Origin of the sequence: Mesorhizobium sp. WSM4311 (assembly GCF_002295115.1) — a bacterium.
In the GTDB taxonomy this organism is placed as follows: domain Bacteria; phylum Pseudomonadota; class Alphaproteobacteria; order Rhizobiales; family Rhizobiaceae; genus Mesorhizobium.
In genome coordinates this window covers 13,428-26,447 of sequence record NZ_NSFV01000023.1, presented here as the reverse complement: position 1 = coordinate 26,447, position 13,020 = coordinate 13,428, and the positions used below count along the sequence as shown (strand labels likewise).

Genomic DNA, 13,020 nt, shown 5'->3' with positions numbered 1-13,020 from the left:
GCGCGCCCGGCAAGATCGAGTTACAAAGTTGCCGAGGCAGTTTGATGTGCGTTCCTGCATCACTGTACGGGACACGACCTGACGGGAGACTATGATGCGTAGCCAAAAAGAAAAGATGCTCGCAGGCGAGTTTTACAATGCGGCGGATCCGGAGATCCAAGCTGACCTGTTGGCAACCGGGGCTTGGCTCAAGCGGTACAATGATACGCTGGGGCAGACCACGGGGCATTGGCATGAGCTTTTGTCCGAGCGGCTGGGAGAGGTTGGGCGCGGAACGGTCATCCGTCCGCCCTTTTTTTGCGACTACGGATTCAATATCCGCATTGGAGCCAATGCCTACATCAACTTCAACTGCGTTATTCTTGACGTGGTAGAGGTCAAAATCGGGCAAGGAACGGCAATTGGGCCTGCTGTGCAGATTTATACCGCCGATCATCCACATGATGCCGAGCAGCGGCAGGCCGGCCTGCAGGTCGGGCGTCCTGTTCACATTGGCAGCCGTGTCTGGATCGGCGGTGGAGCAATCATTCTGCCTGGCGTCACGATTGGTGATAATGCAGTGGTAGGCGCTGGCTGCGTGGTCACACGAGATGTTCCCGCCGGGGCAAAGGTAGTGGGAATTCCTGCTCGCGTGGCCGACCCACATAAACAGGCATAATCAACCTCGTTGACCCTGGAGGTGCATGCGAACTGTCGAAACTGTGCCGAATTTTTGTCGAAGCCATTGAGCGCTGCATATGTTGTCGCGACTCGGGCGCTTCAGTTCTTTTGCCACGGGGGTCACAAGATCATGTGCGTAATGCCGCCGCAACGTGCTCACGTCCCGCAGCAGCGGACCCTTTCACATGGCCCAACGAATTCAGAGCCTACGTTGTGCTGCCACTAGCATTACTGCTCACGAATGTATTCCCAACTGAGTTTTCGCCCTTGGAGGCAAGCAGCGACTCACCAGCAATCGCCGGCCATTAATCCTGGCTAGCATCGACCCCGACGAGGCGAGCCGCGGCGTTGCGGATCGGCATGTCGATGACCGTGATTGCGCCTTCGGCAAGGAAACGACGTTCGTTTCTGGTCAGCGTAGCCGAATCGATCACCGCAAAATGTGGGCCAGTGGAGCGCTTCATCAGCTGTCTGGCATATGTGCGCAGCATCTGATCGTTGAAGCGGCAGCCCACGAAGAAAAAACCCCGGTTGACGCGCCGTTGCTTCACCGCGTCCGGGATCGGCGTCTGGATATCAATTTCGGTTAGGACTTCGACGTAATCGGAATCAGCCACGAGGAAGTTTGCCGCCGGCCTGACGCTGCCGTGCGGCGCATAGAGCACCGTCCTAGCCACTTGTTCGGCCTCGAGTTCTGTTCCTGACAAATCGTAAGTTCTCGTCCAGATGTTACCGATTCCGGTCGCGCGCGTCGTTCCTTGTATCTCGACAACGTCTGTTTGGCCGGCCTCTGCAAGGGCTGCTCGCATGGCGCCATCGTACCAGCTGTCGATGATGACAGACAGTTGAAGGGTTGCGAGCCAGGCGTGAAGAACGGTCGGCTCGGCGGGGGCTGCGAATATCTCCGCCATCCACGCTTGGAGAGTCCGACGATGTCGGCGCTGCTCGATAAACTGCGCGACCGACCACATATTGGTGCGAATCCTGGAAGGGGCAGGCGCCCGCTTGTTGAGGGCCGCGGCGACATCTTCAGGGGTGCAAGGTACAGGGGATTCCGGTGGGTTAAGCTGCAGAAGACCAGGACCGAGATAGGGGATCACTCGATCGGCCTTGAGAGCGCCGTTCAGCAGGTCAATCAGTTTTTTGGCAAAACTGCCCCGGACGACGACGAGATGGTCCCAGCTCAGCATCGTGTTCATACGCGTTTCCTCTCCGCCACTGAACCCACCGGCATCAGGCCCCGTCGGAAATCTTCATCGCCTCGACGGTGATCGGCAAACGCGTGTCGCGCGGAAGGTCGGGCAGCATGAGCCGCCAACCGTTCCTGAGCGTCACGGTCCCGCCCCATAAGTCAGCGTTCTCAATCTCGGTGATCGGCTCTTCGAGATCCTTCTTGGGGACATAAGCCGACAAGCCAGTAGCGGTCCTGCGAATCATTACTTTCATCCGGCTGTTCCCCCGTTGGAAATGCCTTCAGCTCCGCAGGGAACCTCGACTTTGTCGAGGCTAATGAGTTCGCGCGCTCGCATGCCGACGACCGTGCCACGATCGATCCATTCGACCGCATAGATGAAGAATTGCTGGAGAAAGGTTCCAATGTCGCGCACGTAGCCTTCGTCGCCCTTCCGCACGAGGTTTTCGCCGATCTCCTTGCCGGGATAGGTGCCGTCGTTTTTTATGTGGCGTATCGCACGGACCCGCTCACCCTGCATGAACCGTGGCGGTCTGCCGATTTCGACCTCCTGTTCGCGTCTGGACCACATGCTGTCCATTCCTTTCTCGAGGCTTTTGTTGTGGTCGCGGGTTGCAGGCGTCGTCGTGCGGCGAACCCGACCGTTTCGGTAGGAATCAAGCGGGAACGCAGGTTTTCGGTACCGGACAGACCGACACGCATTGCTGCGTATCGAAGGCCTCCTTGCATTCGGTGCACTTGTTTGGATCGATCACATAGGCGTCGCCCTTGAACTTGATCGCTTCCGAAGGACATTCGAACTCGCAGGCCCCGCATTGGGTACATTGGGATGCGATGATCTTTAAAGCCATTCTAACTCCTGGTTATCGGACGAGACGGCTCAGGCCGTCGCCGCTAGTGGTCTGATCCCAAACTCTGCCGCGTAAAGTGCGCTGACTGCGGTCTCGATGTAGTCATGGCCATAGGCGTCGGTTACGCGCAGTCCAACTCGCGAGAGTTGTTCCTTCGGGCGATTTCCGATCTTGGCGCATAGCACTATGTGTATGCCTTCGAGCGCTGCGATGACGCCCTCGAGGATGGCGTCTTCGCCCCCGCCTCCGAGGCAATACCGCTCGACCTTCCGATGCCCGACCAAGCTGATCCCTCTAGGCGAGACTTCATAAACCTGGAATTCCTTCGCGTGGCCGAAGTGTTCGTTGACCCGTCCACCTCCCTTAGTGGCCACCGCAACCAGAAGCGACTTTTCGGAGTCTGTTGCCTTGACCATACCGATGGCCTCGCTCCTCGCCGCCTCATGATCACGGCGCTCGTGTGCGACCACCTGCCGATAGGCCTGACGCTTGCCAGCATCGTAGGCGACATCGTCGGGAATACCGTCCAGCGTGAATTCCTGGCCACGATCTTCACCGAGCAGGCCGACAGCATCTGCCCGGCACTGCCGGCAGTGGCGCATCAACTTGGCGCCACCTTCAAGTCGATCCTGAAGAGCCATCATCTCCGTTGCCGTTGGGCCGCGCTGCCCGATGAGTCCGTAGTGGGTACCGTGCGCCGGGTCCGAAATCAGAGGCATCACGTTGTGCAGAAACGCGCCCCGCTCCCTGACCATTTTGTTCACCTCAAACAGGTGCTGGTCGTTCACTCCAGGAATCATCACCGAGTTGATTTTGGTGAGGATGCCGCGCGCGCTCAGCATCTCCAGGCCCAGCATCTGCCGCGCGTGCAAGATTCGAGCGGCTTCGATGCCGAAGTAGCGGCGATTTTCATAAAAGATCCATGGATAGATCTTCGCGCCGACTTCCGGGTCGACCATGTTGATGGTGATCGTCACGTGATCAACATTCATTTCGGCAAGCTCGGCGACATGGTCCGGCAGCACGAGCCCATTAGTGGAGACGCACAGCTTTATGTCGGGGATTTCCCTGATGACGCGGTCGAACGTTGCCTTCGTTTTCTCCCAATCGTAACAGGCATCCCCCGGCCCAGCGATGCCAAGAACCGAAAGCTGCGGAACTTTGTTGGCAACGGCGATGACCTTGCGTAGCGCTTGGTCGGGCGTCAACTTCTCAGACACAACACCAGGCCGGCTCTCGTTGGCGCAATCGTATTTGCGATTGCAATAGTTGCACTGGACATTGCAAGCCGGCGCGACCGCCACATGCATACGCGCGAAATAATGATGCGCTTCCTCCGAAAAGCAGGGGTGATCCTTGATCCTTTCCCAAATAGCCGGATCCTCTTCGCCCGGGCTGGTCGGCGACGAGCCGTAGGAAGACGATGCGCAGCCACCGGATTTCGCGGCTGCCAGAAGACCCTCGGATGTCGTGCTAGTCGGCCCCTCAATCGAAACTGTCGGTGAGGACATCAAACGGCTCCGTTGCTGGTAACGTCGCGGTTCAAGGTGCAAGAGCCATACCAACTGAAAAAAGCGGCTTCAGTTCACTATTCGGGTCGATATCGCATTGTGTCAGGCCGGCGCGACACAATTTTGTCCTGCTTGCGACAGTGCAAGTCCAAATCCGTTCAGAAGCACGAAGCACTCCTTGTCGCGCACAGGGCGCGCAAGACCACTGGCCTGACGATTGGCTCATCAGGCTCTTAGAAGTTCCTTCACCTCGATACTATGCCGGCGTATCGCCTAGCCGACTTGTCGCAGCTTGAGGCCGAGAATTCGAGCCGCATTAGCCTGAACCCAGCCGGCCTTCTCCATTGTGTCGATCAGCCGTCACGCTTCGTCCGCCGCGGTCCCAGCCCCCGTCCGGCCGTATCGTTAGAATCGCAAGTGGCCATCTCGTGTTCAGGCGGGCGCCGATGCGCCGAACCGGCATCGTGCTGGCCCGTGAGAGCTCGTCGATGACATTGCCACGTTCCGAAAGATTGGTTCCTTCCAGAGGAGAACGCCAAGCACGCAGTTCTCCGGCTCGCGGACGTTGCCGGGGAAATAGCATTGCGAGATCAGCTCAACTGCCGACGGCGCAAAGCCATGGTTCTCCATATTTCAAGGGTAAGCGCTGTGTCCTTCCAGGAGGACCCGCGATCTGTGGGCCTGCCGATTCTGAGGTGGATCGGAGATCGGCTTGTGTCTGAACTTGAACTTACGATTGACCCTGAGCGGCAGCCTCGGCGTTTTCGAGGGTGATCAACGGCGCTGTTGGTCGGCGGCATTGGTCGATGGACGACAAGGCACGGAGTCATCTCCGAGACCCTGGAGCCGACGCGGTGATCTCGGAGGTTGCCCGGCGCTACGGGCTGCGGCCGCGGCGGAACGCTCGCAAGCTTGCGACGTCGGCAGGACAGGCCACTCCCGCCTAGTGGTTTCGGTGGCGCCACCGGAACGACCCGTTGGGCCTACATCCTTGCACCAGAGCTCAAGGCCACGGCCTGAGAATCGGCCGCCGCTCCCCCTACTTGGTTCCTCAGCCGACAGCGCTAAGAAGGAGAGCAACTTCCGTCGGCGCGAGGATCATTGCGTCGTGGCCAGTGGCGAGTTCCTGCCACGCCCAGCCATCCTGCTTCGCGACCCATTCTCGCGCTCCCGCCATCGGCGGGTGGAGTGGATTAGTGCAGACGACATAGGTTCGGGGTCTGCCGTTGCCGAGCGGGTGCTCGAGCTTAAGTCCGCTTTCGTAGGTGCCTGCCGGATGCGGTGTTATCCGGCGCCGCACCCAGTCCGTGAGCGAGTGTCCCTCGGGAGTGCCGAATGCTGTTGGCGGCGGAGTCGGCATGAAGATACCCCGTCCTTCCTCCGCAACCAATTTTCGACGGGCGGCGACGATGTCGGGGGGCATGGTGCTGAATACACTTTGACCGCTCTCGACGATGGCGCCGTCGAGATAAACGAGATGGCTGATATGGTCGGGTATCCGGTCGGCGGCGCCGGTGATGCTGATGCCGCCTAGACTGTGACCGACAAGGATCACATCGCTCAGCTCTTCCGTTACAATGTGGTTGACGATGTCGGTCACGAATGTGTCGGGCGTGATGTCCTTGCACAGCAAACGTGCGCGTTCGCCGACACCTGTCTGGGTAGGCGTGGTCACGTGGCATCCCATCTTGCGAAGATTGGCGGCGACGTCCCGCCAACACCATCCGCCATGCCAGGCACCATGCACTAGCACATACGTCTTTATCATGGATTGTGCCGTTCCATTTGCTCACCGGCCGTTGTGGCTGCCATCCGGCACGATGGCCGGACATTGTCCAAAGGGGCTCGACCACGTTACCGGTGGTAAGTCCGGCACAGGCGCCCCGTGGCCTGAGGATACCCCTACCAAGTCGAGGAAACTTGAATTGCGAAACCCAATATTCACTAGCTCTTTGCAAGTGGATGGAGAGGCTCATGGTGTGCCGCAGTTGCTCGCTGCCGGCATGCTCTTGGCACCGGCTGATCATCCGAACTTGAACAGGACACCAAAGCCGCCGCGCGGATAGTTCCACTCGATGTCGCCGCCTTTCTCGCACAATATCCGGCAGGTGCCGCATTCCATGCAGCCGTCGGCGGTGATCTCGACTTGACCCTTGTCATTCAACTCATAGCATTTCGCCGGACAGACGTAGGTCAACGCAAGCAAGTTCGCGCTTGGCTTGTCGTGCGGTCGCACTATGATATGGGGGCGGCCGGAATCGACCAGATAGCGGTTCTGGTAAAGTTTGTCCTCGACACGAACCTTCGTCACTGCGATCGTCATCTTGTACCCTCTTCAGCGCCATGCCAATGCCAGGCGGACCGCGTCGCTGACCAACCCCCAGCGCGAGCGCGCGTTGATGAAGGCGGCCGTGGTGTTCTTTTCCTTCTCGATCTTCGGCGTGCCGTCGACACGCATGAAGGTCTGAGCGGCATGCGACATCAACCGCGGATAGCTGTCAAAAAAGTTGCTGGAATTGGTGTGGAGTAAGGCTGGCATGTCCTTGTATTTCTTAAGATCCTTGATCACAAAGGAGTCATCCAGCATCGTCTTGTAGAGCGCAAGGTTCGCTTTGGTCATAGGACCGTTGCGGCTTTTGACTTTGATGATCGCCTCAGCCGCGACACGACCCGAGGTCATGGCAAGGTTCGAACCCTCACGGTGAATGGCATTGTTCAGTTGCGCTGCGTCGCCGACGATGACCCAACCGTCGCCGAATAGCTGCGGAATGGCCCTGTAACCACCTTCGGGGATAAGATGGGCGGCATATTCTTTCACCTCCGAGCCAGCGATCAGCGGCCGGATCGAAGGATGGTTTTTCATCGCATCCAGGAGGGCGGACGGGCTCTCCATCGTCGCGGCGAAATCCGAGACCAGGCAGCCGATGCCGAGTGAAATCGACTCCTTATTGGTGTAAAGGAAGCCGAGCCCGGCCATGCTGCGAGAGATCGTGCCCACGGCCTCGATTACGCAGCCTTCATCGCCCTTCACCCCGAACCGCTGGCCAATGACCTCTTCGGGCAAGAAATGCATTTCCTTGACGGCAATCGCCACGGTCTCCGGCTTCGGCATCTCGCGCAGGCCTGCGCGAGTGCCAAGCAATCCCGACACCCCTTCTGCGAGAACGACCACATTCGCGAAGACCACTCCGCCAGCCCGGTCTGTGCGGACGCCGATCACCTTGCCATTGCCATCACGGACGAGTTCCGTCGCGGTCGTCTCACACAGGACCGTCGCGCCAGCCTCGCGCACCTTGCGGGAAAACCATTTGTCGAACTGGGCGCGGATGATCGTGTAGCGGTTGGGTTTCGCCTCATTGAAGTCGTCCGACCGGTAATGAATTCCGGTGTGAGACGTGTCGTCCATCACCCAAAGTCGCTGTTCGACCAGGTGCCGCTCGAGGGGCGCATCATCCCGGAAGTCCGGGATGATCTTCTCCAGCATGTTCGCGTACATTATGGCACCCTGGACGTTCTTAGAGCCCGGATATTCCCCGCGCTCCAACTGCAGGACCTTCAGCCCCTGGCTTGCCAAAGTGTAAGCAGCTGCGTTTCCAGACATGCCGGCTCCGACCACAATGGCATCGAATTGTTCAATCATGTCCTCTCCCTCAACTCGCAAGCTTGTCTCGACTGTGCGGCGACAGCCGCCGGGTGAAGGCTTCCGTCAGTGCGGGCAGGAAGCGGATTGCATCCGTGACGATCCCGAGGTGGGCGAACTCGAAAATCGGCGCGTTCGGATCGGTGTTGATCGCGACGATGAGATCGGCCCCCTCGACCCCAACTCGGTGCTGGATGGCGCCGGAAATTCCGGCCGCGATGTAAAGCTTCGGTCGAATGGTCTTGCCAGTTTGTCCAATCTGTCGATCAGCCGGCATCCAGCCCTTCTGGACCAAGGGGCGCGAACAGCCATGCTCGGCGCCGATCGCTCGGGCAAGATTCTTCACAAGCTGAAGGTTCTCCGCCGCTCCGAGACCGAGGCCTCCCGCAACCACGACATCCGCATAGGCAAGATTTGCCATTGCCGACTGGTTATCCGGTAGGAAGCCGAGGACTTTGGTGACGATATCGTCCTCAACGAGCGACAGCTTGTGCCGCATGACACGCCCGACCGGCTTATCCACCCGTTGCGGCATAGGCATGACCCTTGGTCGCACCGTCGCCATTTGCGGCCGGTAATTTAGTGTATAGATCGTACACAACAATGAGCCACCAAAAGTCGGACGGGTCGCGGCGAGTGAACCGTCGGAATCTACATCAAGTTCGGTGCAGTCGGCCGTGAGCCCCGTCTGCAGGGTCGTCGCTACCGAGCCTGCAAGATCCCTGCCCAGTGTGGTCGCGCCGAGAAGGAGGATTTCGGGTTTATGGGTATTGACCAGATCCGTGAGCGCCTTGGCGAACGGCTCGTTCCGGTAGTCGGCGAGCGGCGGCGCATCGACGATGTAGACAAGATCCGCCCCGTAAGCGAAGGCCTCGGCAACAGCGTCCTCGACCATCTCGCCCGGCGGTCCCAGCACGACGCCCGCGAGCTGGACTTCAAGCTTGTCGGCTAATTTGCGGCCTTCGCCCAGCAGTTCGAATGATACAGGATGCACATTGCCGCGTTCGAGCTCGAGGAAGACCCACACGTGCCGGTAGTCTTTGAAACGGTCGGGAAGTTCTTTCTTTACACCGGCACGGCCGGGGGCAATGCGAGGGGTAGTTTGGCTTGCGGTCGACATTTTCTGCTCCTGGCCGTCACGTGCCGCTGTTGAAGGCCAGCTCATGTTCCAGCGCCGGCCGGCGGGTTAAGATATCGGCGATGAGTTCATCGGCTATGTCCTGCAAGCCCCTTTCCGCGGTGTCGATCTGCGCCGCCCTTTCTGCCCGTGCGGTGGGGGCGAAAACACGCTTGACGACTGTAGGCGAGCCACGCAGACCGCACCGGGTGAGATCGTCAATGCCGGCGTCGGCTGCAGTCCACTTCACGACTTGGCTGCGCGCCGCGCACAGAGCCTGCTGGAGCGAGCCCCGGCGGATTTCGTTGGTGTCTTCCAGCATGGTAATGAGGCAAGGGAGTCTGCTCTTCAGCAACTGGGTGCCGCCTTCGGCGCGACGAGCGACTTCGATCTCTCGCGTATCGAGATCGATGGAGGCAATCTTCGCGACATAGGTAAGTTGCGATAAATCTAGGCGCTTGGCTATGCCCGGTCCGACCTGGGCGGTATCGCCGTCAATCGTCTGCTTGCCGGTGAAGACGATGTCCGGCCTGCCGAAAGTCTCCCCAATTTTTGCGATTGCTTGCGAAAGAGCAAAGGAAGTCGCCAGCGTATCGGATCCGGCAAAATAGCGGTCCGTCAAGAGAACTGCTCGGTCAGCACCGTAACCGAGCGCCTTTCGCAGCGAGTCCTCCGCCATGGGCGGACCCATTGTGAGCACAGTAACCTCGCCACCATGAACGTCGCGCAGTTTGAGCGCTTCTTCGAGGGCGAACAGGTCGTAAGGATTGATGATGGTCGGAACACCCTGACGCATGATCGTGTTCGTCACCGGGTGCACGCGGATCTGTGCCGAATCCGGCACCTGCTTGATGCAGACTACGATATGCATTGGCGGTTTCTCTAAGCTCCCAGTCCGGATTCGTGCTTGGCGGTTCACCTCATTGCCTGCATCGTTCATGCCAAGTCGTCTTCCTGCCTCTATTCCAGAAGGTGGCTTCGTTTGCTTCCGAGGAGGCGTCATGAGGACTGGATTTGTCGACTTCTCGACATTGTCGCGTCGCAGCCGTGTCGGGCTCATTACTTTCCGAACCGCTTCAGTGCAGAGTCGAGCGGGACGAAGGCGCGGCCAGGTGCGGGACATATGTTTGGATCGTGGTCCCTTAGCACCTTGAACACACGTTGCGTGAGCGGCGAGGAAGTCGCGAAATCTTCGTAGGCGCGTTCCAGCTTGGCGCGCACCCGCGCGGCGATTACCTGGTTAGGCAGACCGGAGAAATCTTCTTCGGCAAGGTATTGGCCCACGCGCTTCATGATATGGAGCCGCGAGACATTCATCACTTTCGGGTCGTAGGAGACGTCAAGGCAGGCGAAGAAGTCCTCCGCGGCCGACAGGCCCTTCAGTCGCGCTAGGATATCGGTGCGATCGATCGGGCGGCTATCAGCGGAGCAGTTCATTGTATTCTCCCGGCGCGAAATTGTGGTGTCGATGCATTGGTGACATTGCTGACGGCGTGCCGACCTCTGGCACGGCGGCTGGGCAAGAGACTTGGCGATCTCAAGCTTTTCTGAAGTGGTGAAGGCGACCCCGAGTTTAACTGCTCTCCTTGCGCAGGGTCGTCACGTTGAGGAAGACCTCACGGCTCGTCGGCTATTGTGCCGCTCGGACCCGGGCCGGAATGAAGCTGTTCTGCACCTCGCCCGCACAGTCCAGCACTGGGAACGGCCCGTAGCTTCTCGGTGATCGCAGGCAGGACCTCAAGCACGCGGTCTACGTCATCTTCGCCGTTGTCACGCGACAAGGAGAAGCGGACTGCCCCACATGCCGCGTTCATAGCGATCAGAACATGGCTCGGTTCCAGTGAGCCAGAGGCACAGGCGGACCCGGCGGAACAGGCGATTCCCAGCCGGCTCAGGACAATTGGAATTGCATCGCCTTCGATACCTTCGAATCCAATGTTTGCAGTGTTTGGCAATCGCTCTTGCGGATCGCCGTTGATGGATGTGTTTGGGATGCGCTGGATGATCCCGTTCTCAAGGCGGTCGCGCAACCATTTTATTCGTTTTGTCTCGTCCATGAATTTCAAGGCGAGTTCGGCCGCCATGCCCAGTCCGACTATGCCGGGTGTGTTTTCAGTGCCTGCACGCCGGTCGCGCTCTTGGTGCCCACCCTTGATCATGGAGGAGAAGCGCACGCCACGTCTTACATAAAGCGCGCCTATCCCCTTTGGACCATGCAGCTTGTGGGCGGAGAGCGACAGCATGTCGATCGCGGTCGATTTCAGCTCAATCGGAAGCCTTCCGACCGCCTGCACTGCATCAGTGTGGAAAAGCGCGCCGACTTCCCTGGCTAGATCGGCAAGCTTAACCACGGGAAAGATCGTACCGGTCTCATTGTTCGCCCACATTATCGAGACGATTGCCACTTGTGGGGTGAGGGCGGTTCTGTAGGCGTCCAGGTCGAGCCGGCCGTAGTGATCGACTGGGATAATGTGCACCTTGACGCCGCGCGTCTTCTCAAGGTGCGCGCACAACTTCAGAACGGCCGGATGTTCAACCGCGGAAGTCACTATTTCCGTTCGGTCGGGCATCACCTCCAGCGCCGAAAGGATGGCTGTACTGTCGCTTTCAGTCCCGCCCGAGGTGAAGATGATCTCGTCCTCGAATCCCGCGCCGATGAGGGCTTGCAACTGTTGCCTCGCCTTTCTCACGGCTTCAGCAACCGATGCGCCATAGGCGTGCATGGACGAATGATTGCCAAATTGCTCCGTAAAGAAAGGCAACATCGCTCCAACGACTGCAGGATCAACCCGCGTCGTTGCGTTGTTGTCGAGATAGACAGGGTTCATGGGAGTGATCCTTCAACTGCTGAAATGATTCAAGGGTAGTCGGGCCATTGAACCTCTGGCGCATATCGTATCTGGTAAGGTGGGCGGCCGGGGGAGCGATGGCTTGGCTGACCGGTCGCTGTCGACATTGCCCTTTGGTGGCGGCATCCGCCGGGAATTCAGCTGTTTCGGGCAATTTTGTTTGCTTGCCCACGGCAACGATCGATGATCGCGATTTGGTGCATCACCGAACGCAATTGTTCCGGGCCGACAGTGCGTGTCGGCCGGTTCCAGAGCGCCGGCGGTTACCGGTTCGACGCAGTATTCCTTGGCGTCGCTATAGTCGAACATAGCCTGTTCCCTCGCAATCATTTGCAGGACTTGCCGCAGCCGCACGTCTCACGCGCATTGGGGTTATCGAAAACAAAGCCGGATGTTTCGAGCCCAGTGACGAAGTCCACGGTCATGCCGGCGGCATGGGGTTGGGAGCCTCTATCCATGAACACCTTGAGCCCATCTCGCTCGATGATCGCATCGCCCTCACGTGAGACGCTCTCCAGGCCCATTGAGTATTGGAAGCCGGCGCAGCCGCCGGCATGGACCATGATGCGAAATCCTTCCGCCGGCTCGCTGGCGCGGTAAAGAGCGGCCTTGATGGCGGCAACAGCGTTGTCGGTGAGCGTAATCATGGCTCGATTTCTCCTCGGTCCGGCGTTTTCGTGGATCATCTCGCATGGACCGTGCCAAAGGGAAGACGTGTCAAAAACCGTAGGACATCCCGACGTCTCTTATGCTCGATTGCTGGGGAGACGTCCGACAACCGACACTTACTGTCGGGTTTGTCGCGTCCGCGTCACAGGAAGGGCGCCTGAGTTCGCGATGCACTCACGCGTAAAGCAATGAACAGAGCCAAAGATGTTCAGAGCTTGCCGCGGAGCAACTGGCACGATTTTTGTGAAGCCTTCGTTGCGGCGGCAAAATTGCCGGCCGATTCACCTTTGGGTTGCCCTCGCAATCGAAGAACGAAGGAAAGCAATATGATCCATCAGACCCGCCTTGGTGGGAAAGCAGCACCGCCGGTGGTACCCGAATGCTCGATCGGCCGATTGGCGCCGACCACCCAACAATCGCTCGCTACCGGCGATTGGCCGCTGACCGCCCGGAGACAGGATTCGACTGGCATGTGCCTGACGATCGATCGCGTCCGCCGTGCACATCCCTGAGGCCCGTTTTTCGATCGAT

Annotated in this window: 15 protein-coding genes and 1 pseudogene; 2 read left to right on the top strand and 14 right to left on the bottom strand. The window is 59.0% G+C overall.

Features of this window, described 5'->3' with window-relative positions; translation table 11 throughout:
• The first annotated feature begins 91 nt into the window (after positions 1–91).
• On the top strand, positions 92–658 hold the full coding sequence (locus CK226_RS32600) for a sugar O-acetyltransferase (RefSeq protein ID WP_024505228.1): 567 nt from the start codon (positions 92–94) through the stop codon (positions 656–658).
• Between the two features lie 307 nt (positions 659–965).
• Here CK226_RS32600 and CK226_RS32595 read toward each other — a convergent pair whose 3' ends face one another.
• The 14 genes and pseudogenes from CK226_RS32595 to CK226_RS32530 all read right to left on the bottom strand — a co-directional run bounded on the left by CK226_RS32595 (position 966) and on the right by CK226_RS32530 (position 12,467).
• Positions 966–1,859, bottom strand: coding sequence for an SIR2 family protein (locus tag CK226_RS32595; RefSeq protein ID WP_024505229.1), 894 nt, complete (start codon positions 1,857–1,859; stop codon positions 966–968).
• 34 nt (positions 1,860–1,893) lie between these two features.
• On the bottom strand, positions 1,894–2,106 hold the full coding sequence (nifT, locus tag CK226_RS32590; RefSeq protein ID WP_024505230.1) for a putative nitrogen fixation protein NifT: 213 nt from the start codon (positions 2,104–2,106) through the stop codon (positions 1,894–1,896).
• Entirely contained in the window at positions 2,103–2,423 is a 321-nt protein-coding gene (locus tag CK226_RS32585) for a nitrogen fixation protein NifZ (protein WP_024505231.1), read from the bottom strand. Before CK226_RS32585 ends, nifT begins: the two co-directional genes overlap by 4 nt.
• 85 nt (positions 2,424–2,508) lie before the next feature.
• Positions 2,509–2,703, bottom strand: coding sequence for a 4Fe-4S binding protein (locus CK226_RS32580; RefSeq protein ID WP_024505232.1), 195 nt, complete (start codon positions 2,701–2,703; stop codon positions 2,509–2,511).
• Positions 2,704–2,732: 29 nt separating this feature from the next.
• Positions 2,733–4,214, bottom strand: coding sequence for a nitrogenase cofactor biosynthesis protein NifB (nifB, locus tag CK226_RS32575; RefSeq protein WP_063169393.1), 1,482 nt, complete (start codon positions 4,212–4,214; stop codon positions 2,733–2,735).
• A gap of 273 nt (positions 4,215–4,487) precedes the next feature.
• Positions 4,488–4,574 (bottom strand): annotated as a pseudogene (locus tag CK226_RS34645) (helix-turn-helix domain-containing protein); the annotation flags it as partial.
• Between the two features lie 691 nt (positions 4,575–5,265).
• A complete protein-coding gene (locus CK226_RS32565; protein ID WP_063169392.1) occupies positions 5,266–5,982 on the bottom strand; it encodes an alpha/beta fold hydrolase in 717 nt (238 codons plus the stop codon).
• A gap of 255 nt (positions 5,983–6,237) precedes the next feature.
• Positions 6,238–6,537: a ferredoxin family protein gene (locus CK226_RS32560; RefSeq protein ID WP_024505235.1), complete on the bottom strand. Its 300-nt coding sequence runs from the start codon at positions 6,535–6,537 to the stop codon at positions 6,238–6,240.
• A 12-nt stretch (positions 6,538–6,549) separates the two neighbouring features.
• A complete protein-coding gene (locus tag CK226_RS32555) occupies positions 6,550–7,854 on the bottom strand; it encodes an FAD-binding protein (RefSeq protein WP_063169391.1) in 1,305 nt (434 codons plus the stop codon).
• A gap of 10 nt (positions 7,855–7,864) precedes the next feature.
• Positions 7,865–8,974 (bottom strand): electron transfer flavoprotein subunit alpha/FixB family protein, encoded by a 1,110-nt coding sequence (locus tag CK226_RS32550; RefSeq protein ID WP_024505237.1) that lies wholly within the window; start codon positions 8,972–8,974, stop codon positions 7,865–7,867.
• 16 nt (positions 8,975–8,990) lie between these two features.
• Positions 8,991–9,842, bottom strand: coding sequence for an electron transfer flavoprotein subunit beta/FixA family protein (locus CK226_RS32545; protein ID WP_063169390.1), 852 nt, complete (start codon positions 9,840–9,842; stop codon positions 8,991–8,993).
• A gap of 188 nt (positions 9,843–10,030) precedes the next feature.
• The gene (gene nifW / locus CK226_RS32540) at positions 10,031–10,408 is read right to left on the bottom strand and encodes a nitrogenase stabilizing/protective protein NifW (RefSeq protein WP_063169389.1); all 378 of its coding nucleotides are present in this window, start codon (positions 10,406–10,408) and stop codon (positions 10,031–10,033) included.
• A gap of 179 nt (positions 10,409–10,587) precedes the next feature.
• A complete protein-coding gene (gene nifS, locus CK226_RS32535) occupies positions 10,588–11,799 on the bottom strand; it encodes a cysteine desulfurase NifS (protein WP_063169388.1) in 1,212 nt (403 codons plus the stop codon).
• Positions 11,800–12,146: 347 nt separating this feature from the next.
• Entirely contained in the window at positions 12,147–12,467 is a 321-nt protein-coding gene (locus CK226_RS32530; protein ID WP_029356570.1) for an iron-sulfur cluster assembly accessory protein, read from the bottom strand.
• Between the two features lie 210 nt (positions 12,468–12,677).
• On the opposite strand from CK226_RS32530, the gene CK226_RS34635 reads away from it, so the two are divergent.
• Entirely contained in the window at positions 12,678–13,001 is a 324-nt protein-coding gene (locus tag CK226_RS34635) for a hypothetical protein (RefSeq protein ID WP_126066777.1), read from the top strand.
• Positions 13,002–13,020: the final 19 nt, after the last annotated feature.

What these genes read in the sequence shown, in the direction of transcription:
- CK226_RS32580 (WP_024505232.1), bottom strand. Translation starts at nt 2,703, where the DNA reads ATGGCTTTAAAGATCATCGCATCCCAATGTACCCAATGCGGGGCCTGC.
- nifW (WP_063169389.1), bottom strand. Translation starts at nt 10,408, where the DNA reads ATGAACTGCTCCGCTGATAGCCGCCCGATCGATCGCACCGATATCCTA.
- CK226_RS32585 (WP_024505231.1), bottom strand. Translation starts at nt 2,423, where the DNA reads ATGTGGTCCAGACGCGAACAGGAGGTCGAAATCGGCAGACCGCCACGG.
- CK226_RS32550 (WP_024505237.1), bottom strand. Translation starts at nt 8,974, where the DNA reads ATGTCGACCGCAAGCCAAACTACCCCTCGCATTGCCCCCGGCCGTGCC.
- CK226_RS32530 (WP_029356570.1), bottom strand. Translation starts at nt 12,467, where the DNA reads ATGATTACGCTCACCGACAACGCTGTTGCCGCCATCAAGGCCGCTCTT.
- nifB (WP_063169393.1), bottom strand. Translation starts at nt 4,214, where the DNA reads ATGTCCTCACCGACAGTTTCGATTGAGGGGCCGACTAGCACGACATCC.
- CK226_RS32555 (WP_063169391.1), bottom strand. Translation starts at nt 7,854, where the DNA reads ATGATTGAACAATTCGATGCCATTGTGGTCGGAGCCGGCATGTCTGGA.
- nifS (WP_063169388.1), bottom strand. Translation starts at nt 11,799, where the DNA reads ATGAACCCTGTCTATCTCGACAACAACGCAACGACGCGGGTTGATCCT.
- CK226_RS32595 (WP_024505229.1), bottom strand. Translation starts at nt 1,859, where the DNA reads ATGAACACGATGCTGAGCTGGGACCATCTCGTCGTCGTCCGGGGCAGT.
- CK226_RS32600 (WP_024505228.1), top strand. Translation starts at nt 92, where the DNA reads ATGATGCGTAGCCAAAAAGAAAAGATGCTCGCAGGCGAGTTTTACAAT.
- nifT (WP_024505230.1), bottom strand. Translation starts at nt 2,106, where the DNA reads ATGAAAGTAATGATTCGCAGGACCGCTACTGGCTTGTCGGCTTATGTC.
- CK226_RS34635 (WP_126066777.1), top strand. Translation starts at nt 12,678, where the DNA reads ATGAACAGAGCCAAAGATGTTCAGAGCTTGCCGCGGAGCAACTGGCAC.
- CK226_RS32560 (WP_024505235.1), bottom strand. Translation starts at nt 6,537, where the DNA reads ATGACGATCGCAGTGACGAAGGTTCGTGTCGAGGACAAACTTTACCAG.
- CK226_RS32565 (WP_063169392.1), bottom strand. Translation starts at nt 5,982, where the DNA reads ATGATAAAGACGTATGTGCTAGTGCATGGTGCCTGGCATGGCGGATGG.
- CK226_RS32545 (WP_063169390.1), bottom strand. Translation starts at nt 9,842, where the DNA reads ATGCATATCGTAGTCTGCATCAAGCAGGTGCCGGATTCGGCACAGATC.